This is a genomic window from Corallococcus sp. NCSPR001, from assembly GCF_017309135.1.
Taxonomy (GTDB): Bacteria; Myxococcota; Myxococcia; order Myxococcales; family Myxococcaceae; genus Corallococcus.
This window is the reverse complement of sequence record NZ_JAFIMS010000002.1, coordinates 588,015-609,520: the sequence shown is the minus strand read 5'-3', so window position 1 is coordinate 609,520 and position 21,506 is coordinate 588,015. Positions and strand designations below refer to the sequence as shown.

General features: G+C 68.1%; 18 protein-coding genes. 4 read left to right on the top strand and 14 right to left on the bottom strand.

The window, feature by feature from the left end:
- Positions 1–12: 12 nt before the first annotated feature.
- Positions 13–474, top strand: a complete 462-nt coding sequence (locus JYJ93_RS04455; RefSeq protein WP_206786800.1) for a hemerythrin domain-containing protein — start codon at positions 13–15, stop codon at positions 472–474.
- Positions 475–490: 16 nt separating this feature from the next.
- On the opposite strand, the gene JYJ93_RS04450 is transcribed toward JYJ93_RS04455, so the two are convergent.
- From JYJ93_RS04450 to kdpF, 7 genes are all read right to left on the bottom strand, one after another.
- Entirely contained in the window at positions 491–3,040 is a 2,550-nt protein-coding gene (locus tag JYJ93_RS04450; protein WP_206786799.1) for a hypothetical protein, read from the bottom strand.
- A gap of 668 nt (positions 3,041–3,708) precedes the next feature.
- A complete protein-coding gene (locus tag JYJ93_RS04445) occupies positions 3,709–5,544 on the bottom strand; it encodes an ATP-binding protein (protein WP_206786796.1) in 1,836 nt (611 codons plus the stop codon).
- Positions 5,541–6,704 carry a universal stress protein gene (locus JYJ93_RS04440; protein ID WP_206786795.1) on the bottom strand — a complete coding sequence of 388 codons (1,164 nt, stop codon included), beginning with the start codon at positions 6,702–6,704 and terminating at the stop codon, positions 5,541–5,543. Before JYJ93_RS04440 ends, JYJ93_RS04445 begins: the two co-directional genes overlap by 4 nt.
- Before the next feature lie 13 nt (positions 6,705–6,717).
- Positions 6,718–7,317, bottom strand: a complete 600-nt coding sequence (kdpC, locus tag JYJ93_RS04435) for a potassium-transporting ATPase subunit KdpC (RefSeq protein WP_206786792.1) — start codon at positions 7,315–7,317, stop codon at positions 6,718–6,720.
- Positions 7,318–7,338: 21 nt separating this feature from the next.
- Positions 7,339–9,399 (bottom strand): potassium-transporting ATPase subunit KdpB, encoded by a 2,061-nt coding sequence (gene kdpB, locus JYJ93_RS04430; protein WP_242543664.1) that lies wholly within the window; start codon positions 9,397–9,399, stop codon positions 7,339–7,341.
- A 2-nt stretch (positions 9,400–9,401) separates the two neighbouring features.
- On the bottom strand, positions 9,402–11,099 hold the full coding sequence (gene kdpA, locus JYJ93_RS04425) for a potassium-transporting ATPase subunit KdpA (RefSeq protein ID WP_206786791.1): 1,698 nt from the start codon (positions 11,097–11,099) through the stop codon (positions 9,402–9,404).
- A gap of 9 nt (positions 11,100–11,108) precedes the next feature.
- Positions 11,109–11,198, bottom strand: a complete 90-nt coding sequence (gene kdpF, locus JYJ93_RS04420) for a K(+)-transporting ATPase subunit F (protein WP_206786790.1) — start codon at positions 11,196–11,198, stop codon at positions 11,109–11,111.
- Between the two features lie 179 nt (positions 11,199–11,377).
- Here kdpF and JYJ93_RS04415 point away from each other — a divergent pair, with 179 nt between their 5' ends.
- Positions 11,378–12,676, top strand: coding sequence for a Fic family protein (locus JYJ93_RS04415; protein ID WP_206786789.1), 1,299 nt, complete (start codon positions 11,378–11,380; stop codon positions 12,674–12,676).
- Between the two features lie 2 nt (positions 12,677–12,678).
- Here JYJ93_RS04415 and JYJ93_RS04410 read toward each other — a convergent pair whose 3' ends face one another.
- From JYJ93_RS04410 to JYJ93_RS04390, 5 genes are all read right to left on the bottom strand, one after another.
- Positions 12,679–13,032, bottom strand: a complete 354-nt coding sequence (locus tag JYJ93_RS04410) for a hypothetical protein (RefSeq protein WP_206786788.1) — start codon at positions 13,030–13,032, stop codon at positions 12,679–12,681.
- Between the two features lie 132 nt (positions 13,033–13,164).
- A complete protein-coding gene (locus JYJ93_RS04405; RefSeq protein WP_206786786.1) occupies positions 13,165–13,662 on the bottom strand; it encodes a hypothetical protein in 498 nt (165 codons plus the stop codon).
- Positions 13,663–13,672: 10 nt separating this feature from the next.
- The gene (locus tag JYJ93_RS04400) at positions 13,673–14,596 is read right to left on the bottom strand and encodes a DUF2381 family protein (protein WP_206786784.1); all 924 of its coding nucleotides are present in this window, start codon (positions 14,594–14,596) and stop codon (positions 13,673–13,675) included.
- A gap of 45 nt (positions 14,597–14,641) precedes the next feature.
- On the bottom strand, positions 14,642–15,352 hold the full coding sequence (locus tag JYJ93_RS04395) for a class I SAM-dependent methyltransferase (RefSeq protein WP_206786783.1): 711 nt from the start codon (positions 15,350–15,352) through the stop codon (positions 14,642–14,644).
- 78 nt (positions 15,353–15,430) lie between these two features.
- Positions 15,431–16,741, bottom strand: a complete 1,311-nt coding sequence (locus tag JYJ93_RS04390; protein WP_206786782.1) for a DUF2185 domain-containing protein — start codon at positions 16,739–16,741, stop codon at positions 15,431–15,433.
- A 108-nt stretch (positions 16,742–16,849) separates the two neighbouring features.
- Here JYJ93_RS04390 and JYJ93_RS04385 point away from each other — a divergent pair, with 108 nt between their 5' ends.
- The gene (locus JYJ93_RS04385) at positions 16,850–17,428 is read left to right on the top strand and encodes a GNAT family N-acetyltransferase (RefSeq protein ID WP_206786780.1); all 579 of its coding nucleotides are present in this window, start codon (positions 16,850–16,852) and stop codon (positions 17,426–17,428) included.
- Here JYJ93_RS04385 and JYJ93_RS04380 read toward each other — a convergent pair.
- Positions 17,362–17,814, bottom strand: a complete 453-nt coding sequence (locus tag JYJ93_RS04380) for a response regulator (RefSeq protein WP_330166763.1) — start codon at positions 17,812–17,814, stop codon at positions 17,362–17,364. The two genes, JYJ93_RS04385 and JYJ93_RS04380, sit on opposite strands and share 67 nt — an antisense overlap.
- 213 nt (positions 17,815–18,027) lie before the next feature.
- The gene (locus JYJ93_RS04375) at positions 18,028–19,590 is read right to left on the bottom strand and encodes an ATP-dependent DNA helicase RecQ (protein WP_206786778.1); all 1,563 of its coding nucleotides are present in this window, start codon (positions 19,588–19,590) and stop codon (positions 18,028–18,030) included.
- A gap of 160 nt (positions 19,591–19,750) precedes the next feature.
- Between JYJ93_RS04375 and JYJ93_RS04370 the strand changes: the two genes are divergently transcribed.
- Positions 19,751–21,439, top strand: coding sequence for a R3H domain-containing nucleic acid-binding protein (locus JYJ93_RS04370; protein ID WP_206786777.1), 1,689 nt, complete (start codon positions 19,751–19,753; stop codon positions 21,437–21,439).
- Positions 21,440–21,506 lie beyond the last annotated feature (67 nt).

Below are 21,506 nucleotides of genomic sequence, written 5' to 3'. Positions count from 1 at the left end.
CCCTGGCCCGTCATGAACCTCATCGACATGCTCATCCAGCAGCACCGCGACGCAGAGGCCCTCTTCGAGGCCTGGCGCCACGCCCTGGACGAAGAGAAGGCGGAGCTGTGCCTGCGCCTGGCCGAGACGCTCACCCTGCACAGCACCCTGGAGGAGCGCTGGGTGTATCCCGTCGCGCGGAGCGTCGTGGACGGGCCGCGCATCGACTTCGCGGTGGAGGAGCATGGGGAGATGACCCAGCTCATCTCCGAACTGTTGCGCGTCCGTCACGACGCCCGCCGCCGCGAGGCCACGGTGCGGCAACTGGAGGCGGTGGCCGCGCAACACATGTCGGAGGAGGAGCGCGAGGTGATTCCCCGCCTGCGCAAGATGGACGCGAGCGCGTTCGGCCTGTCCAGCGATGAAATCGTCCGCTCCGCGTCCGACGCCCGGAAGGAAGCGATGCGCCAGTTGGAGACGGCCGCGCCGGTGTGACGCCACGACTTGAGAATCAGGGGAAGGAGCCCGTCAATTCGTTGAGCAGGGACCAGACCTCCTTCCACCCCTGGGTCCGCCTCCGGATCCGTTCGTGAAGCCAGTGAATGACATCCTGACGGGGCCCGTCAGATTGCCTAAGGCCCTGCCGCACCATCTGGGTGATCGCCTGGGTCTCCCCGTCGGGCGCTTCCCACACAAGGAGTAAGGCGGAAGTCCATCGTCCCTGCTCAATGAGCCGGCCTAGTTCCTGCCGGACCGAGGAGGCGGCAACTTCCCAGATCACCTCCAAGGCTCCTCGCTGGTAGGGGTAGAAGATCTCCTCGTCGATGGCGCGCCGGATGAACCTGTCGGGCATGTGGCGCCAGGCCTCGGAGTCCTCGGAGAAACCCGAGTTCTCCTTTCGCTTCCAGTAGGTAAGGAAGGCCTCCCATTGCGCATCCCCGAAGCGCTCAAAGGGGAGTTCGTTGTTCTTCAGAACGTGCTCGAGCCGCTTGTCTAGAATGGCTTCGGGAGGCACGAAGGCATACCACTCCACGACCCAGTCTGGCAGCTCGGTCTTTCGCCGTCCTCCCAACCCTTCATCCGAATCCAGCCATGCTCGCCAGAGTGCGCGTGCAAACACCTCCCAGGAGTTGTCCTGTCGTTCCAGGTACTCACGCATCAGCGGCATGAACAACTCGCGAGCTTGGCGGTACCCCTTGAAGTAGCTCCAGTCGAGGGTCTCGACCCTGGCGCATTGGGACAGAAACTCTGGCATCTGCAGGTCATGCACGGGTTCGCCCAGATGAGCGATGGGCCCTACGGTCCACAACAGGCGCCCGTAGAGTTCGAAGACGCACAGCCGCGTCTCTTCCTCTATCGCATCATCGAAAACCACGTCCTGGACCAAGGACAACATCCGCTCCATCAGCGGAAGCTCCCCGCCTGCACTCCATGGATTGAGCAAGGGGTGATCCGTGTCTGGCGGTGGGTTGCGCTGTTCGGCCAGGGCGTGCGCCGCGAGCAGCCAGGCCCCCGGCTTCAACATCGGGTGCCACGCATCATACCCATAGCCCAGTCGCGGAAGTGGCACCCCATGGTGCTCGACCATGAGCCGCTGCTGCGCCTCAAAAACCCCAATGGCGAGCGCTGGAGGGACTTGGCCGCCCTTTAGAAGTGTCCAGCCCAGCGCCACGAAGCTAGCTTCTAATGAAGCCACCCACTGAGGGGAAGTGGGCTCACGCTGGTCAAGAAGAGACTGGATGGATTTGAAGTCTCCTGTGCCGCACCGCATGAGAAGGTTGCCGAGGATGGCACGCGCTGAATGCGAATGCAGCAGCGCTTGGCCCCATGCAGCCGCAGAGTCATTCAAGAGAGCGCCTGCGGCATGCTGGAACAGCAAGAGGAACACCCACCTGGGCCGCGGGATGTACTGGCCAGGTTGCTGTTCCCGAAGCAGCCGAGTGTCCTGCAGCGCGCGGACCATCAGAAATGCATCGGGCGGGTGCTTCTCAGCCAGCTCTTGGATGGCGCGCTCGCTCACCTTCAGCTTGTCGCGGACGGCCTGTTGTGAAAGCCATGCGAGTGCATCCGAACCCGGGTTGACCGGAACGAGTTCCTGCCACTCCTCAATCGAGCGAGCCTGCTCCCAGGATTGCTCGTTGTGCGTAAGCATCCCCTTCGCCATTTGCTGCAAGTAAGACCAGAGCGCATCGAGCTTTGGGACTTGGCGCTCGCTCCTGACATGGCTCAGACGCGTCCGGATGAATGGGCGGGCGAGCTTCAGCAGGGACTCGAACTGCAAGGGGCCTTTCTCGCTCAGGAGATGATTCCGGTGGGTGGCATAGAGCCCAACAAAGCCCACGGCGGAGTCGAACCCGTCGATGAAGCCCATGGGTAAGACTCCCTCCCGTAGCCATTCGATGCAGGAGAGGACTTTGAACTCCACACCAGGGTCTCGTCGCTCCCAGATCCAGCCCACGAGCGCTTCCAGCCACTGCGCCACCGGCGGTGACCTCACCAGGGGCCACGTCTGCTCCGGGTTGGGCTCGTCCTGCTTCAGGGGCACCCCATCCAACACATTCCGCGGAAGAACACGGTGTTCCCTCACTCCATCCACCGCGACACAGATGGACAACCTCGATGGCACTTCCTGCACCACGGGCATTCCGATGGGCGACTTCAGTGAGATGAAGACCTTGCCCTTGCCTGATGGCAGCTGCAGCTGCGCCTCGGCCCAGTGCTCGGCCTTGATGAAAACCACATCCAATTGCGCCGCCAGCCACTCGCCAACGAGCGTTCGCGCCGAGCCACTGGGGGCCTGCCACAACACGGGCCATGCCTTTGGCTCAAGCACCTGAGGCGGGAAAGCGGGGGGAAGTGATTCCTTGCGCAGGTCCAGTGGGCGAGTGCCCGCGTCCCAGAGTTCGAAGAGAGAGAACTGACGGTCACGCGGAGTTTTCGACGCCATCAACTGCGCCTCGAATTCATCCGCGTCGAGATTCAGAGCGACAGACAGGAACTCGCGAAGCGCAGGATTCTCTTCGAGGAAGTGGAGGTCTTTTCCCTGGTCGAACTTCTTCAAGTACGTCCCCAGGGAGGATGCCTTGAGGCGTACCGCCTTGGGCCAATTGGACTTACTTCGCAGCCGTCGCGCCCACTCGGTGAGCGTAAGTCCTGTGCCATCGATTTCCTGTGCGCGCGCTTCCAACCACCCCATGAGAGTCCCCAAGGAAAAGAGCCTGCTTCAGCCTCGCACAGTGCCAATTGGCGGCCAATTGGCGCTGTGTTGAAGCTTCCACGTTTGGGGCCTATTCCTGTCCTTGTCCTGAACTCACGGAGGTCTTCCCGCATGAATCCCTCTCTCTGGCCCAGACCCAACTGGCTCCAGGAGCTTCCCAAGCCCATCCGAACTGGCCTTGAGGAGGTCTACGCCCTTGCGACCCGATGCGAGTCCATCCTCGCGGTGGCAGGCCTGCGCATGCTGATCGAATTGGTAGCGCGACAGGTCGGCTGCCCGACCCAGCCTCAGTCGAAGTTGATCGACAGGCTCCACGCACAGGGACTGCTCGGCACTCGAGAACGAGACCGTCTGCGCCAGGTGATGGGGTGTGGCAACGCCGCCATTCACGAGGGCACGCCAGTCCGTGGAGACCAACTCCTCTACCTGATCCGGTGTGTCGAGCACCTGCTCCAGGGGACCTTCATCCTGCGGTCTCCTCCTGATTCAGGCCTCGACTGATTTGATGCGGTTCAGCCCTGTTCAGGTTGCGGCAGCGTGAACCAGAAGGTGCTGCCCTGCCCCGGAGTGCTCACCACGCCCAGCTCGCCGCCGTGGGCCTGGACGATGTCGCGGGCGATGGACAGCCCCAGCCCCGCGCCTCCCGCGGGCGCGCCCGGGGCCCGGTAGAACTTCTCGAAGATGCGCGCCTGCTCCTGGGCGGGGATGCCTTCGCCGGTGTCCTTCACCTCGAAGCGCACGTGGGGGCCTTCGCGCGACACGCGCACGGACACCTCGCCGTCATGCGGCGTGTGCTTCACGCCGTTGCCCAGCAGGTTGCCCAGCACCAACTGCATCCGGTCTGGATCCACCCGCACCGTCTCCACGTCCGGTGACAGGGATTGCGACAGGCGCACGCCCCGGTCCTCCGCCAGCGCGCGCTGCGCGGAGAGGGCCTGCTCCAGCAGGTCCTCCGTGCGCACCTCCCGCACGTCCAGTTGGAGCTGCCCGGACTGGATGCGCGACAGGTCCAGCAGGTCGTCCACGATGCCCTGCAAGCGCTCGCAGTCCTCGCGCGCCGCGAAGAGCAGGTCCGCCTGCTTCTCCGTCACCTGCCCCACCACGCCTTCGGCCACCAGGTGGATGGCCATGCGCAGGGACGTGAGCGGCGTGCGGAACTCGTGCGCCACCGTGGCCACCAGGTCGTTCTTCAGCTCGTCGAAGCGCCGCAGCCGGGTCACGTCCTGGAGGATGAGCGTGGCGCCCACCACGTCCCCGGTCTCTCCGTGCACCGGGCTGCCTCGCGGCAGGAGCCACCGGACGCCTTCCGGGGATGACTCGACGCGCACCGCCTCTTCGTAGCCTCGGGGCTGGTACGCGCCCCTTCCTCCCACGACGTGGGCTCGCACCCGCTCCAGCACGGCGCGCACTTCAGGCTCCACGCGGCCCAGCGCGTCCCCGCCTTCATCCAGCCGCAGGCGCAGCACGTCCTCCGCCGCGGCGTTCACGTTGAGCAGCCCGCCTTCCGCGCCCAGCACCAGCACGGGGTCGGGCAGGCTGTCGATGGCCGCCTGGGACACTGCTTGCGCCTGGAGCAGCTCCCCCAGGCTGCTCTTGCGGTACTGCGCCAGCCGCTCCGCCATGGTGTTGAAGTCCCGCGCGAGCCCGGCGATCTCGTCCCGCCCCTCCACCACCGCTCGCGCCTCCACGTCGCCCTGCCCCAGGCGACGCACGGCTTGCGACAGCACGGACACCGGCCGGAGCGCTCGCTGCACCAACGACGTGGTGAAGACCAGGCCGAAGCCCAGCGCCGCCACCACCGCCAGCACCATCAGCGTGTTCACCCGCTCGCTCTGCTGGCGCAGCCGGTCGTTCTTGCGCACCATCGCGTCCTGGTTCAGCGCGAGGACGGACGACGCTGCGGCCTTCGCCTCCTGGAAGGCCGGCGCGAGCGATTCGAAGTAGCGCGTGCGCGCGGCCTCCGCGTCTCGCGCCTGGAGGAAGAGGTCGAACTCCTCGCGGTACTTCGTCCACGCGGCGCGCAGCCGCTGCGTGGCCTCCGCCTCGCCGGGCTCGGTGATGTTGCCCTGCTGGATGCCCAGCTCCGTCTCCAGCGCAGGGCGCTGCGTGGCCTGCTGGGTGAGGCCCTGCTCGCGCTCTCCCGCGATGATGAACAGCGCCGCGCTGTCCATGCGCTCCAGTTGCTCCGTGATGCGCTGGGTGGCGAGCACGCTGCGGTAGTTGTCCTCCAGCACCTGCTGGCCGGAGCGGCCCACTCGCGCCAGGGTGATGACGGCCGTGGCTCCCAGGAAGAGCAACGCCAGCACCAGCGGCGCCTGGGCCAGCAGCAGACGCGAGCGCAGCGTCATGGACGCTTCTCCTCGTGGGACTCAAAGGACACGACGTGGATGTCGAAGCCCTCCCCTTCCCGCAGGAGGCGCGCGTCCGCGGTCATCCCCAACCGCTGGCGCCACTTCGGCTGGTTCGAACGGCCGATGATGATGTGCCCCACGCCGTGCGAGCGGGCGAAGTCCAGCAGCGCCGCCACCGGGTCGCTGGCGCGCAGGCGCACCACCTCCGCGCCCAGCTCCTTCGCCTTCTCGATGTTCGTCAGCAGGTGCCGCTGCGCCTCCGCGTCGATGAGGTTGGGCGCCTCGCGCGGCGTCTCCACGTACACCACGAACCAGTCCGTGTTGAGCCGGCCCGCCATGCGCGAGCCCCGGCGCAGCAGCGTCGCCGCGCGCGGCGGATGGCTGGAGAGCGCCACCAGCACCCTGCCCCACGCGCCACCCTTCTGGGATGCGTCCTCGCCCGCCCGGGCCTGTCTGCCGGTGGTGGCCCGGTCCAGGCTCTCCGCTACCTCGCGCAGGGCCAGCTCGCGCAGGGTGGAGAGGTTGTCTCCGGTGAAGAAGCGCTCCAGCGCGTGCGGCACCTTGTCCGGCGCGTAGATCTTCCCCGACTTGAGCCGCTCGTGCAGGTCCTCCACCGCGAGGTCCAGGTTCACGACCTGGTCCGCCGTCTTGAGGAAGCTGTCTGGCAGCGTCTCCCGCACGGTGACGCCGGTGTTGCGCTCCACCAGGTCGTTGAGGCTCTCCAGGTGCTGCACGTTGAAGGCGCCAATGACGTTGATGCCCGCGGCCAGCAGCTCCTGCACGTCCTGGTAGCGCTTGCGGTGGCGGCACACGGGCGCGTTGGTGTGGGCCAGCTCGTCCACGATGGCCACCTGCGGCTTGCGCGCGAGGACGGCGTCCAGGTCCAGCTCCTCCACCGTGACGTCCCGGTACGTGAGGCGCTGGCGGGGCACGACTTCCAGGCCTTCGACCAGGGCCTCCGTCTCTGGACGGCCGTGGGTCTCGACGAAACCCAGCACCACGTCCACGCCTCGCGCCTTGAGCGCGTGCGCCTCCTCCAGCATGCGGAACGTCTTGCCCACGCCCGCAGCGAAGCCGATGTAGAGCTTCAGCCGGCCGCGCCGGCCTCGCTCCACCAGCTCCAGGAAGTCCTCCGCGCGAGGGCGCCGCGTCGTCATGCCTGCGTTCCTCTCACCGGGAGGCCGTGGGCGCGGGCCCGCCGAACTGACGGTCCATCGCGAGGTTCAACGTGAGCACGTTCACCCGGGGCTCTCCCAGCACGCCGAACGTCCGTCCTTCCACCCGTGACAGCACCAACGCCCGCACGCGCGCCGGGTCGATGCCTCGCGCCCTGGCCACGCGGGGAACCTGCCACAGCGCGGCCTCCGGCGACACCTGCGGATCCAACCCGGACGCGGAGGCTGTCACCAATTCAGCGGGCACGGGGCCTTCGGCCTCGGGGTTCTCGCGGCGCAGCCGGTCTGCTTCCGCCACGGCCCGGTCGCGGAGCTTCTGGGAGGTGGGGCCCAGGTTGCTGCCGCTGGAGGCCGTCGCGTCCCAGCCCGTGCCGGCGGCGGAGGGACGCGGCTGGAAGTAGCCGGCTTGCGTGAAGCCCTGGGCGATGAGCGCGCTGCCCACCACCCGGCCCCGGTCGTCCTTCACCAGCGACCCGTTGGCTTCCTTCGGGAACAGCACCTGCGCCACGCCGGTGACGGTCAGGGGGTACAGCACGCCCGTGAGGGCCAGCGTGACGGCGCTGACGCGCAGGGCGGTGAGGAGCGCGGAGACCATGGGTGTTCCTTTCTTGTGTGCTCAGGTCAGGCCCACGGTGGTGAGCAGCACGTCGATGACCTTGATGCCCACGAACGGGACGATGACGCCGCCCACGCCGTAGAGGAGCAGGCTGCGGCGCAGCAGGGCCGCCGCTCCGAGTGGCCGGTAGCGCACGCCCTTCAGCGCCAGCGGGATGAGCGCCACGATGATGAGCGCGTTGAAGATGACGGCGGACAGGATGGCGCTGAACGGCGACGTCAGGCCCATCACGTTGAGCGGGGCGATTTGAGGGAAGACGCCCATGAAGAGCGCCGGGAGGATGGCGAAGTACTTCGCGACGTCGTTGGCGATGGAGAACGTCGTCAGTGTTCCTCGCGTCATCAGCAACTGCTTGCCCACCTCCACCACCTCCAGGAGCTTGGTGGGGTTGGAGTCCAGGTCCACCATGTTGCCGGCCTCCTTGGCGGCCTGGGTGCCGGTGTTCATCGCCACGCCCACGTCCGCCTGCGCCAGCGCGGGCGCGTCGTTGGTGCCGTCACCCGTCATCGCCACGAGCTTGCCCTTGCCCTGCTCCGCGCGGATGAGCGCGAGCTTCGCCTCCGGGGTCGCCTCCGCCAGGAAGTCGTCCACGCCGGCCTCCCGCGCGATGGCCGCCGCGGTGCGCGGGTTGTCGCCGGTGATCATCACCGTGCGGATGCCCATGGCGCGGAAGCGGTCGAAGCGCTCCTTGATGCCGCCCTTCACCACGTCCTTCAGGTGGATGATGCCCAGCACCCGAGCACCGTCCGCCACCGCGAGCGGCGTGCCTCCCGCGTCACCGATGCGGCCCGCCGCCTGGGTCAGCTCCTCCGGCACGGTGCCGCCCTGCGCCTGCGTGTGGCGGACGATGGCGTCCACGGCGCCCTTGCGGATGCTTCGCGGGTGCGGATCCACCAGGTCGCAGCCGCTCATGCGCGTCTGCGCGGTGAAGGGGACGAAGGTGGCCTGGTGCGCTCGCAGCTCGCGCGGACGCATCTTGTAGGTGTCCTTGACCAGCGTGACGACGGAGCGCCCTTCCGGGGTCTCGTCCGCGAGGCTCGCGAGCTGCGCGGCCTCCGCCAGCTCCTCCACGCGGACGCCCGGCATGGGCAAGAGCTCCGTGGCCATGCGATTGCCCAGGGTGATGGTGCCCGTCTTGTCGAGCAGCAACGTGTCCACGTCCCCCGCCGCCTCCACCGCGCGCCCGCTGAGCGCGAGCACGTTCTTGCGCAGCAGCCGGTCCATGCCCGCGATGCCGATGGCGCTCAGGAGTCCACCGATGGTCGTGGGGATGAGGCACACCAAGAGCGCCACCACCGCCGTGCCGGACAACGGCACGCCCGAGTAGAGCGCCAGCGGCACCAGCGTCACGCACGCCATCAGGAAGATTAGCGTGAGGCCCACCAGCAGGATGTGCAGCGCGATTTCATTGGGCGTCTTCTTGCGGGCCGCGCCCTCCACCAAGCCGATCATCCGGTCGAGGAACGACTCGCCCGGATCCACGCTGATGCGGATGACGATGCGGTCGGACAGCACCTTCGTGCCTCCGGTGACGGCGGAGCGGTCTCCGCCGGACTCGCGGATGACGGGGGCGGACTCGCCGGTGACGGCGGACTCGTCCACGCTGGCGATGCCCTCCAGCACCTCTCCGTCGCCGGGGATGACGTCTCCGGCCTCGCACACCACGCGGTCTCCCTTGCGCAGGGCGGGGGCTCCGACGCGCTCCTCCCGGTCATCGTCGGTGAGGCGGCGGGCCTGGGTGTCCTGACGCATGCGGCGCAGGGCGCTCGCCTGGGCCTTGCCTCGGCCCTCCGCCACGGCTTCGGCGAAGTTGGCGAAGAGGACGGTGAACCACAGCCACAGCATCACGGACACGGTGAACCAGACGGGCGCGCTGTCCGGCCGGCGCGCCACCAGGTCCTTGAGCACGAACACGGTGGTGAGCAGGCTTCCGGCCCACACCACGAACATCACGGGGTTCCGGGCCACGTCGCGCGGGTGGAGCTTCTTGAGGCTCTCCCAGACGGCGGGCTTGAGCAGCGCGGGGTCCAACAGCGAGGCCTGCTTGCTTGCGGGGGCCATGGTCAGAACACCTTTCCGGCCGCGCCGAGGAAGTGCTCGACGATGGGGCCCAGGGACAGCGCGGGGAAGAACGTCAGCGCGCCCACGACGACGACGACGCTCACGAGCAGGCCGGTGAAGAGGACTCCATTCGTGGGAAAGGTGCCGGGCCCGGGGGCCACGGTCTTCTTGCCCACGAGCGAGCCCGCCAGCGCCAGCACCGGCACCATCATCAGGAAGCGGCCCGCGAGCATCGACACGCCCAGGCTGATGTTCCAGAACGGCGTGTTGGCGTTGAGGCCCGCGAAGGCGCTGCCGTTGTTGGCGACACCGCTGGTGAACGCGTAGAGGATTTCGGACAGGCCGTGCGGCCCCGCGTTGTTGAGGGATGACGTGCCCTGCGGGAGCACCGCGCCCACGGCGGACAGGCCCAGGATGACCAGCGGGAAGACGAGCACGTACAGCATCGCGAGCGTCATCTCTCGCGCTTCGATCTTCTTGCCGAGGAACTCCGGCGTGCGGCCCACCATGAGGCCCGCGATGAAGACCGCGAGCACCGCCATCACGAGGATGCCGTAGAGGCCCGCGCCGACGCCGCCGAAGATGACCTCGCCCAACTGCATGTTGACCATGGGCACCAGCCCGCCGAGCGCCGTGAAGCTGTCATGCATGGAATTGACCGCGCCGCAGGACGCGTCGGTGGTGACGGTGGCGAACAGCGTGGAGGCCGCGACGCCGAAGCGCGTCTCCTTTCCTTCCATGTTTCCGGTCTGGAGGACGTTCGCGGCGGTGAGCGCGGGGTTGGATTGCGATTCGGCGGCGTAGCTTGCCGCCGCGCCCACGAGGAAGAGGACGGACATGGCCGCGAAGAGGGCCCAGCCCTGCTTCGTGTCGCCGGTCATCTTGCCGTAGGTGTACGTGAGCCCCGCGGGCAGCAGGAAGATGAGCAGCAATTGGACCAGGTTGGTGAGCGGGGTGGGGTTTTCGAAGGGGTGGGCGCTGTTGGCGTTGAAGAAGCCGCCGCCGTTGGTGCCCAGCATCTTGATGGTCTCTTGCGAGGCCACGGGACCGAAGGCGAGCGTCTGCTTCACGCCCTCCACGGTGGTGTGCTCGGGGTACGGCGCGAGGTTCTGGAGCACGCCTTGCGACACGAAGAACAGGGCCGCGAGGAAGCTCAGGGGCAGGAGCACGTAGAGCGTGCCGCGCACCAGGTCGATCCAGAAGTTGCCCAGGCTCCGGCGGGTGAGGCCTCGCGCGAGGGCGAGCGCGACGCCGAGGCCCGTGGCGGCGGAGACGAAGTTCTGCCACGTCAGCCCCAGCATCTGGGTGGCGTAGCTCATCGTGGATTCACCGGCGTATGCCTGCCAGTTGGTGTTGGCCACGAAGCTAGCGGCGGTGTTGAAGGCGAGCGCCGGGCCCACGGCGGGCAGGCCCTGGGGGTTGAGCGGGAGCACGTGCTGGAGCCGCTGGAGCGCGAAGAGGACGGCGAGGCCCACGGCGCTGAAGGCGAGCAGGGCGACGGTGTACTGGCCCCATGTCTGCTCGTGTTTGGGGTCCACGCCGCAAAGGCGCAGCAGGGCGCGCTCGATGGGACCGAGCACGCGGGGAAGGGGTTGGGTGTCGGCCTCGAAGGCGCGGAAGAGGTAGAGGCCCACGGGCTTCGTCAGCGCGAGGACGAGGGTGAAGAACAGCAGGGTCTGGAGCCAGCCAATGAGGGTCATGGCGTGCTCCTAGAAGCGCTCGGGCCGAAGCAGGGCGTAGACGAGGTAGATGGAGAGGAGGACCGCGAGCGCGGTCCCTGCGGCGTATTCGAAGCTCATGACGGAAGGGGCATGAGCATCCGCCGTACCGGAGCGGGCCTTGCGTCAGGCCCAGACATTCCGAGGGGTTGCGGGCGCGTGGTCCACGCCCGGGTTGCAACGTGCACGAACCGGCGCGGTTCGCCCCTGCGAGGTGAAAGGGGGCGGCGGCGTTACAGTGGAGAGCGGAGGTGGTTGGCGTGCATCAGTACCGGTGGAGCGAGAGCATCGAACCCAGGCTTCAGCAGGCGACCGAGCGCATGCGCCGGCTGCGTGCCACACGGATGCCGCCTGCGGCGGTGGAGAATCTGCGGCACTGGTTCCGGATCCATCACACGTACAACTCGAACGCGATTGAAGGGAACCGTCTGACCCTGCCGGAGACTCGCGCAGTGGTGGAGGACGGCATCACCATCGCGGGCAAGTCGCTGAAGGATCACTTCGAGGCGGTGAACCTCGCACACGCGCTCGACTTCGTCGAAGCGTTGGCCCGCAAGGATTCCGTCCTGGGCGAGCGGGACGTGCGCGAGATGCACGGCATCGTCCTGCGGGCAATCGACCCCGAGAACGCCGGAGCCTATCGGCGCATCAACGTACGGATCGGCGGTACGAAGTACGTGCCTCCGCAAGCTGTCCAGGTGCCGGAGGAGATGCGGATGTTCGGAGAGTGGTTGGCGGGAGCCAAGACCGAGCACCCGGTGGTCGTCTGCGCCATCGCGCATGCGTGGTTCGAGACGATTCATCCCTTCGTGGACGGAAACGGACGGACAGGGAGGTTGCTCGCCAATCTGTTGCTGATGCGGGAGCACTACCCCGCCATCGTCCTGCTCGTCGAGGACCGGGCCCGGTATTACCTGGCGCTCGATGCATCCCATTCGGGCGACATCACCGCGATGGTGGAGTTGACGCTCGATCGTCTGGACCAAAGCTTCGAAGAATACGAGCGCGCGTCCCGTGAAATCACGGAGGTCCGTGAGCCTTCGATTGATTACCTGGCGGAGCAACTGGGTAAGACGCGAGCCGCGACGTCATCCCAGTTCAGCCGTTGGTACGAAGCCGTCCGAGTGCTTCATGGCGCACTCGTGGACTTCGCCGGGCAGTTGATGGCGAAGTTCCCGGAGGACAATCGACCGCACCTGCAGGTGTCTGACCTTCCTGCACTGACTGAGCGCGAATGGGCCTCCATCCAGAAAGCTCCCTACTGGCTTTTCGGCCTGGTGGGTGACAGCCATGGCGCGCACATGGATCTTTCCTTCAGTGCGATTCCTCCGGGAGGAGGGATTGGCGGATGGAACAAGGAGGGCACGGGCGTTCGACTGACCCTTCCCAGCACGGAAGCTGTGCCCCGGGACCACCGCATCGAGGCGGTTCCCACAGGGCACACCTTTCACGTCATAAGCGACGGGAACTCCAGTCAGGCCGAGTCCGATGTCTCCGTGATCAAGCTCGCCACGGAGTTCTGGACCGCCGCCATAAAGCATCTGCTCCAGATTCGCTGACTTCACGGGCTGCTGGACACGGACGAGTCACAGTCCGAGGTGCACTTGCCCGAGCAGGCGACCTGTCCGGGGTACGAGTCCAGGATGGCGCACGTGGTGCCGCCCGTGCAGGACACGAGTTCGGTGCAGACCTTGGAATCGTCCACGCAGCGTGCCTTGGACTCGCCGTCCAGCTTGAGCACGAGGCAGGACAGGCCTTGCGGACACTGGGGCAGGTCCACTCCGCACTCCTGCGCCAGGTCCAGCGACTGCCCCTCGCGCAGCTTCAGCCTCCCCTGCGCGCCTTCGTCGTTCGACCCACAGGCCGCGAGGGCCATCACCGTCAGACAACCGCCCAGCATCCGCATCCAGCGCATCGTGGCTCCTTGGAGTCGTGAAGCCTCATGCCGGGAGCAAGGCGTGGACCAGGAGGGCATCGCAGGGATTCCGCGTGCTTGGCGGCGGGAGGCTGCCTCGGAAATCTGATGACGCCTCGAATCCCTGGCGGCTCAGCGGAACTCGTCCACGATGTACACGCCTGCTCGCGGGGAGTTGAGGATCGCTGTTCCTGGCTTGGACTCGGGTCGCTTGCGCAGCTGTCCGAAGCCGAGCCTCGCCACCGCGCAGATGGGCACGCGGTCCTTTCCCTTCAGGAACTGGGCTTCGTAGTACCGGATGACCGGCTGTTCTCCGCCGGTCCAGACGCGCCCGTAGAGGCGCATGGGCGCCTCCAACGTCCCGATGTCTTCATCGAGCACGCTCTCGATGGGCCCGTCGTGAAGCGTGATGTGCTCCGCCCGGCTCTGGTTCGCATCCAGTTGGACCCACGCGGCTTCGCCCACATAGAGCTGCAGGTAGCGCATCACTTCCAGCGACTTCTCCGGACACTTCTCCGACATGGGCGTCCCATCCGCATGAAGGCGGACGTCGCCCAGGGTCGTCGCACAACCCGGATGAAGGGCCAGCAGGCCCATCCAGGCCACGAGCACGTATCGACGCGAGGTCATGCGGCTGTTCCTACTTCCCGAGCAAGCTCGGGCTCAACTCAACAACCGCCTGCCGCAGCCCATCGTGCCGGTACAGCTCCAGGAACAGGGAGGTCAGGGTCCCGCTGTCCACGAACGCACTTCCATCCACCACGAGCCCGATGACACCCGAGGTCCCAGGCGCAATCACCGCTGAGGATGACCGGACCGCCAGCGGCCGCTCACGCGTGTCCGACCTGCCCACGAGCCGCACGGAGCTCATGCTCCACGGACGCTGAGCGCTCAGGTTCTTCACCTTGAACACGACCGCGGCCTTGCCCGTGCCCCGGTAGACAGTGCCATCCATTGCCGTTTCGCCATCCGAGCCGGAGAAATGATCCGCTACACCGAAAGGCGTCTGCGCCACCGCGCCCGTGGTCAGCAAGGCCGCCAGCGCATGGTCCTCGGAGACCTCCTCCTTGTGGAGCCGCTCGTTCTCCGCACGGAGGGTCTTGTTCTCCTTCTCCGAATCCAACAGCGCGGAGGCCATGGCCTCGTAGCCATCACGGTCCTTGTAGACATTCAGTTGCTGGTCCGCGCTTCCGTGCTCGCGCCGTCCCGGAGGACGGAGGAGGAAGGGGACCTCCCGCGCATCCGACATCGTGACGAGCAGGGAGAATCCTTCTTCCGGTGCCAGGTCGCGCCGGGGTTCCAGCACCACCTTCCGGCCCACGACGCCCACCGGCTCGAACCGTCCCTCTCCGCCCACCAGCCGTGCCCGGAGCGGCGCGAGGTCCTGCTCGAAGCGGAGGACCGTTACGACCTGCCCCTTCACGTAGATGCGCTGGGGCGCGGCTTCGGGCTCCTCGGGGAGGAAGAGCGTCCGGATGACGGCGTGCTCGTGCTCCTGCGCCACGGCGGCGCCAGCAAACAGCGTCCCGAGCAGCGCCCACGTCCCAGGTAGAGCGATTCGCATACAACCTGGGACATAGCATCCCCCTCCTGGGGGTCCAAGCCACGCTCACGTCGCGCGGTGCGCGAGGAAGACCTTGTACTGGAGCGAGACGAAGAGCGTCTTCGGCGCCGTGAAGCCGGTTCGCTCGAACATCGCGAACAGCGCCGCGTCGGAATCGATGGGCTGCATCTTCGCCATGGCCTGCCCCCGGGCCTCCAACTTCTCCCGCGTCACGCCATACGCCCGCAGCCGGCGGAACTCGATTTTCGTCAACTCGGGGTCCTGGCCGATGCGGCAGCCCAGCACCAGCGGCGATCCCGGCTTGAGCCTCCGCGCCACCTCTCGCAGCAATTCGAGGCGGGCCTCCTCCCCTTCCACGTGGTGCAGCACGCCCATCATCTGCGCGCCGTCGAACGAGGAACCTTGCGGCAACGTGCGCAGCTCGCCTTCATGCAGCTGCGTGCGCGAGAGCAGTCCTTCCTCCTCCAGGCGCTTGCGCGCGACGGCGAGCATCGGCGCGGAGGGCTCCACGCCCGTGAAGCGCCAGCCCGGCACGTTGAAGCGGTGATAGGGCAGCAGCTCCGCGCCCGTACCCAGGCCCACGTGGAGCAGTGACGCCGTCTCTTGGCCGTCCAGATGGGCAGCCAGGGCGCTGACGCCCAGCTCGTAGGCCGCCTGGTAGCCAGCGAGGCTGACCGCGGCCTGGGCGTCGTAGTGGGGCGCGCGGTCTGCGCCAAAGCCGTGCACCGGCGCGTGTGCGGAATGGTCGTGGTTCATGACCGGAAGATGCGTCCGCCCCGCGCTGAATGGCAGAGCGGGGATTCAGACGGAATCAGCGGATCTTTCGGTGGAGCCCTACTCCTCCGGAACGAACCCGTTCCCCTCGCGCCGGAACACCGTGCCGACCGGCGCGTCCAGGATGGCGTCCAATTCCTTGTACCGGCCCAGCAACGCGCGCAGCGGGACGATGACCGCGTTGTCGCTGTCCTCCATGTACTCCTTGGTCTCCAGGCCCGAGGTGAAGAGCCAGCCGCTGTCCTCCTCCGCCGCGGGCTCCGAGCGCTCCGCGAAGCGGATGGGCTCCCCGTTCTCAGTGATGAAGCGCGTGGCGAGCGCCTTGCCCTGACGCAGCCGGATGCCTCGCAGCAACTTCTGCCGCTGCTCCGTGCCCAGCTCCACCCGGACGCGCACCGTCCTCCCTTCCGCGTCCAGGTGCCGGCTCACCGTGAAGATGCCGTCTCCCCAGCGATTCCCACACCCCACCACGCGCGCGCCGTCCAGCACGAGCGAGGCCGCGTCCTCCTCGCTCTCCCGCAGCGCGGCGTTCAGCTTCTCCAGGTTGCAGTGCGGCCGGTAGTCCACGCCCACCGCGAGCCCTTCGTTCTCGATGCGCTCCTGCAACGGCGTGGCCTTCTCCCCCACCCGCTCCATGGGCAGGTCCTTCCACCCATACAGCCCGCCGCCCAGGTCGCTTGCGCCCAGCTCCTTCGCGAGCTTCGGCGCGTCCCGGCCGTGAAACACATAGTCGGCCAGCCCGTCCTCCGGCTCCCACATGCGGAACCGTCCCATCGGGCCCAACCCGGTGAACATCAATTGACCATGGTCCACCATCACTCCGGCCACATCTTCTGACCGGACCGCTTCCGCCTCCCCGCCAACGACGATGTCGATGGACCGCCAACGCCCGCCGAACTCCCCCGGCGGCATGGGGACTCCAATCACTTTCAAGCCCTGGCCCGCGGGCAGGTCTCCCGCGACCACCGCCCACAGGCCGTTGTACTTCACGACCCCCAATCCCCTTCCATGCTCCAGCGCCAGCCGCGCCCGCTCCGTGTGCGGAATCCGCGCGGACAACACCTCCGCTCGCGCGTCGAAGCCCCGCTCCTTCGCGAACCCCTCGAAGTGCGCCGCGGCGTCCGCCGGGTCCTTCCGGTCGAAGAGGAAGCGCGGGTCGAACTCGCGGTCGTAGGCCTGGCCCGCCGCGTCCGCGTCCGGCCCGGTGATGCGCAGGTCGTGCTCCGCCGGCGCCTTCTTCCGGGGCGACGCCGGCTCCGCGTCATGCCGCCAGAAGCGCCCCAGGCCTGGATCCAGGATGAGCAACACCCCTTCCGGCAGATCCACCTCTCCCAGCACTACCGGCTTCGGCGTCTTCACGGCTCGCGTCATGGGCATCACCCTATGCGACCCCACGGCCTGCCGGACGAGCCTTCGCCGGGACTGGCGGTCTTCAACGCTGACGCTTCAAGGCATGGCGCGGGCCTATGCTCCCGCGCCATGCCGTCGCATCCCTATGTCGTGAGGGCCGTGCAGTCCCAGGACGAGCTGGAGCAGGTGCTGGCCCTGCAGCGCCGCAACCTGCCTCCGTCGCTATCGCCTGAAGAGCAGCAGGCCCAGGGCTTCGTCACCGTCCAGCATGACCTGGCCACGCTGCTGCACATGCATGCGCTGGAGCCCAGCGTCATCGCCATGCAGGGCTCGGAGGTCGTGGCGTACGCGCTGGTGATGCCTCGCGAGTGCCGCGCTTGGGTCCCCGTCCTGGACCCGATGTTCGCGCTCCTCGAAGGGCTCGAACACCGGGGCCGGCCGCTGAAGGACCAGCGCTTCTACGTGATGGGGCAGGTGTGCGTGGACAAGGCCCACCGGGGGAAGGGCCTCTTCGACGCGCTCTACCACCAGCACCGCGAGCAGCTTCGCTCGCGCTTCGACTGCGTGGTGACGGAGGTCTCGGTGCGCAACACCCGCTCCCTGCGCGCGCACGCGCGGGTCGGGTTCGAGACCGTCCACACCTACCGCGACGCCAGCGACACCTGGGCCGTGGTGCTCTGGGACTGGGGCGCGGGCACGTCGCGCTGAAGCACGTTGTCCGCGCGCACCGGCGTGGGGCGGTTCGCCATCCGCTTGTGGTGCAGGCCGGACAGCTTCAGCGCCAGCTCCGGACCGGTGACACCCTTGGGGATGTAGCCGTCCGCACCGGACGCGCGCACCAGCTCGCGCAGCCGCGACTCGTCCATGGACGAGTACAGGATGAAGAGCGTGTCCGGACCCGCGAACTGGCGCACCACGCCCAGGATGCGGTCGCCGCTCAGCGCCGGGATGTTCACGTCCAGGAGCACGATGTCCGGCTGCTCGGTCCGCAGCAGGTTGGCCACACCCAGCGCCGCGCGCGTGGTGACGACCTCGAAGCCGTAGCGGCTGATGGAGCGCTCCACCAGCTCCAGCACGAGTGGGTCATCATCCACCACAAGCGCCTTCAACTTGCCTTCCGCCATCGCGTCTCCGCCTTTCAAGACCCCGGGGGAAAGGTCTGAAGTGCATTACGTCCAGGTATGCTGTGCAATATACGCCATACCTGTATTCATGCACAATGCCCCCAAGCCTGAAGACCTGGGAGACCTGTACTTTGAGTACGGATTTCCGCTCTCCAAGTCGCGCGAGGGTGGGGAAAAAGGGTCCTACGCCGCAGGGGCGGCGGCGACCCCCAAACCAACACCGTCAGTGAAAACAGGAGGCTTCGCGCGGGTGGGAGGACGGGCTTCGAAGCGGCCTTCGGCGCGGGCGCGGCAGTTGTCGCAGCGGGCGCAGTCGTCCTCCAGCGGCTCCTCGAACCAGGTGCCCAGCACCTTCCAGCGGCACGCGGTGGTGCTCCCGTAGCGCATCATCGCGTCCAGGCGCTCGTGGTCATTCTGGTGGCGGTCCTCGTACGCGCGCAGGTACGCATCCAGCTCCTCGGGTGATTCGAACGCGCGCAGCTGCTTCACGCCTCGCGCGCCCTTCTCCAGCACGCCCGCGGCCACCAGCTGCGCCACCAGCACGCGGGTGCGCTTGTCGCCCAGTCCGCTCGCTTCGGACAAACGCTTGAGGGCCACGGCCTTGCCTTGCGCGCACAGCGTGTTCGCGGCCTGGTAGAGGCGCTGGCTCTCGTCGCGGCGCGGGTACTTGCCGCCCAGGAAGAAGCCCTGGATGCGCCGGTCCTCCAGCCGGTACAGCAGCGCCGCCTTCGCGGGGAGCCCATCTCGGCCCGCGCGGCCCGCCTCCTGGTAGTAGCTCTCCAGCGAGTCGGGGAAGTGGTAGTGCACCACGAGCCGCAGGTCCGGCTTGTCGATGCCCAGGCCGAAGGCCTTCGTCGCCACCACCACCGGAGTGGTGCCGTCCATGAAGTGGCGCTGGTTCTCCTCGCGCTCGGCGGCCTTGAGCTTGCCGTGGTAGCGGCCCGCCTCCAGTCCTTCCGCGCGCAGCCATCGCCACAGCTCGTCCGCCTTGCGCACGGTGGCCGTGTAGACGATGGCGCTGCCGTCGTTGGCGCGCAGCAGCTCCAGCAGCTTCTGGCGCTTGAGCTCCGGGTTCACCGTGCGGTGGACCTCCAGCGTGAGGTTTTCGCGCTGGATGCCGGTGCGCACCACCACCGGGTCCTCCATCCCCAGCTGCGTGCGGATGTCCTCGCGCACGCGGGGCGTGGCGGTGGCCGTGAGCGCGAGCACCCGGGGGCGCCCCAGCGCGCGGATGGCGTCCCCCAACGCGAGGTACGCGGGCCGGAAGTCGTGGCCCCACTGCGAGACGCAGTGCGCTTCGTCCACCACGAAGAGGCTTACGTTCGCGCGCTTGAGCAGCGCCAGCCGCTCCGGGTTCTCCAACTGCTCGGGGGTGACGTAGATGAACTCGTGCTCGCCCCGGCGGATCTCCTTCTGGAGCGCCTTCAGCTCACCGGCCTTCAGCGTGGAGTCCAGCTTCGCCGCGTCCAGGTCGTAGCGCTCCGTGAGGTGTTCACGCTGGTCGTGCATCAGCGCGAGCAGCGGGCTCACCACCAACGTGGCGCCGGGCACGAAGAGGGCGGGCAGTTGGAAGGTGAGGCTCTTGCCCGCGCCCGTGGGCAGCACGCCCATCACGTCACGCCCCGCGAGCACCGCCTCGATGATGTCCCGCTGGCCCGGCCGGAAGTCCTCCACGCCGAACCGCTCGCGCGCCTCCTGCTCGAGCTGGGGCCAGAGGGGGGAGCGGTCCTGCGTCGCGGTGGTCATGGCCTGAAGGTAGGGATGGCCCCCGACTGGCTCCTCCCCGTCACGCGCGGTGCGCCTGGCCGCCTGCCGGGCTGGGAGGGGTTGTTCTTCCGGGCGTCCCGTTCATGGACCCTCGTAGGAAAGCCGTGCGCGGGGGGGCGGGGCGAGGCAGCTTTGGGGGATGGATGACTTTGCCCTGCTGGTGGCGGTCCTGCCGCCGTCGCTCCAGGAGGCGGTGCGGCGGCTCCCCGAGGCGGAGTTGCTGGAAGTGGTGATGGACCTGGGCCGGCCTCCGGAGGCGCGGTTGGTGCACGGCGTGGCGCGCCTGTCGGAAGCGCCCGTGACGCAGGATGCGCTCCAGGCGGTGCTCGCCCACGTAGGCGAGGTGGGCGGCGACAACCGCGCGGGCATCGAGCGCACACTCCACCGCGTGTCGGCCATCCGCAACCGCCAGGGCCGCGTGGTGGGGCTCACGCTGCGCGTGGGGCGCGCCATCCAAGGCACCATCGACATGCTGCGCGACCTGGTGGAGTCCGGCCGCAACCTGCTGCTGCTCGGGCGGCCGGGCGTGGGCAAGACGACGAAGCTGCGCGAGGTGGCGCGCGTGCTCGCGGACGCGTTGGGCAAGCGCGTGATGGTGGTGGACACGTCCAACGAGATTGGCGGCGACGGGGACATCCCGCACCCGGGCATCGGCGGCGCGCGGCGCATGCAGGTGAGCCGGCCGGACCGCCAGCACGACGTGATGATCGAGGCGGTGGAGAACCACATGCCCGAGGCCATCGTGGTGGATGAGATTGGCACCGCCGCGGAGGCCGCCGCCGCGCGCACCATCGCGGAGCGCGGCGTGCAGTTGGTGGCGACGGCGCACGGCAACACGCTGGAGAACCTGGTGCTGAACCCCACGCTGTCCGACCTGGTGGGCGGCGTGCAGACCGTCACGCTGAGCGACGACGAGGCCCGGCGCCGGGGCACGCAGAAGACCGTCACGGAGCGCAAGGGCACGCCCACGTTCGACATCGTGGTGGAGATGGTGAGCCGCGACGAGGTGCGCGTGCACCGCGACACGGGCGGCGCGGTGGACCGGCTGCTCACGGGCGCGGAGGTGGGCGGCGAGAAGCGGCGGCAGCAGGACGGCGCCGTGCACGTGGAGGCCGCGCCGGAGGTGGTGGAGGCCACGCCGCCGGGAGGCCGTGTGCCCAAGGGGACGCCCGCGTTGGGTGCGCCACGGCCCGGGCCCACGCGCATCGCCGCGCACGCGGTGAGCCGTGAGTTGCTGGAGCGCGTGCTGCGCGACCTGCCGGTGGAAGCCGTGGTGGTGGGCCGTCCGGAGAATGCGGAGGTGGTACTCACGCTGCGAAGCCGCGCGAATTCGCCCCGGCTGCGCCGCGCGGCGGAACGCGTGGGCGCGCGGGTACTGGCCATCAAGCGCAACAGCGCCACGGAGATCCGCCGTGCGCTGCGCACGGAGTTCCATCTGCTGGAGGGCGTGGCCCCCGCGGACGTGCACGCCGCGGTCGCGGACGTGGAAGAGGCCATCCAGCGAGTGCTCTCGGAGGGCATCAGCCTGCCGCTCGCGCCACGTCCGTCGCGCCTGCGGAAGTTGCAGCACACGGTGGTGGTGAAGAACCACCTGGAGGCCGTGAGCGTGGGCAGCGAGCCCCTGCGCCACCTGGTCATCTATCCGCTGGGCACCGTGCTCACGGAAGCGTCCGACAGAGCACCGGAGTACGTGGACGACCCAGAGCCGGATGATGAGCTGGAGGACGACGACGCGTCGGCCGTGGACGAAGAAACCGGGGATGACGCGGACGCGGCCCCGGATGCTTCGACCCAGGACGAAAGCAGCTCCCAGCCCCCTCGGACCTGAGCGCTGCCGCCCCTCCGGCGGCGACCCGTAGAAACCTGTCCGACTGTCCTACAGGTTTTGGACCGAG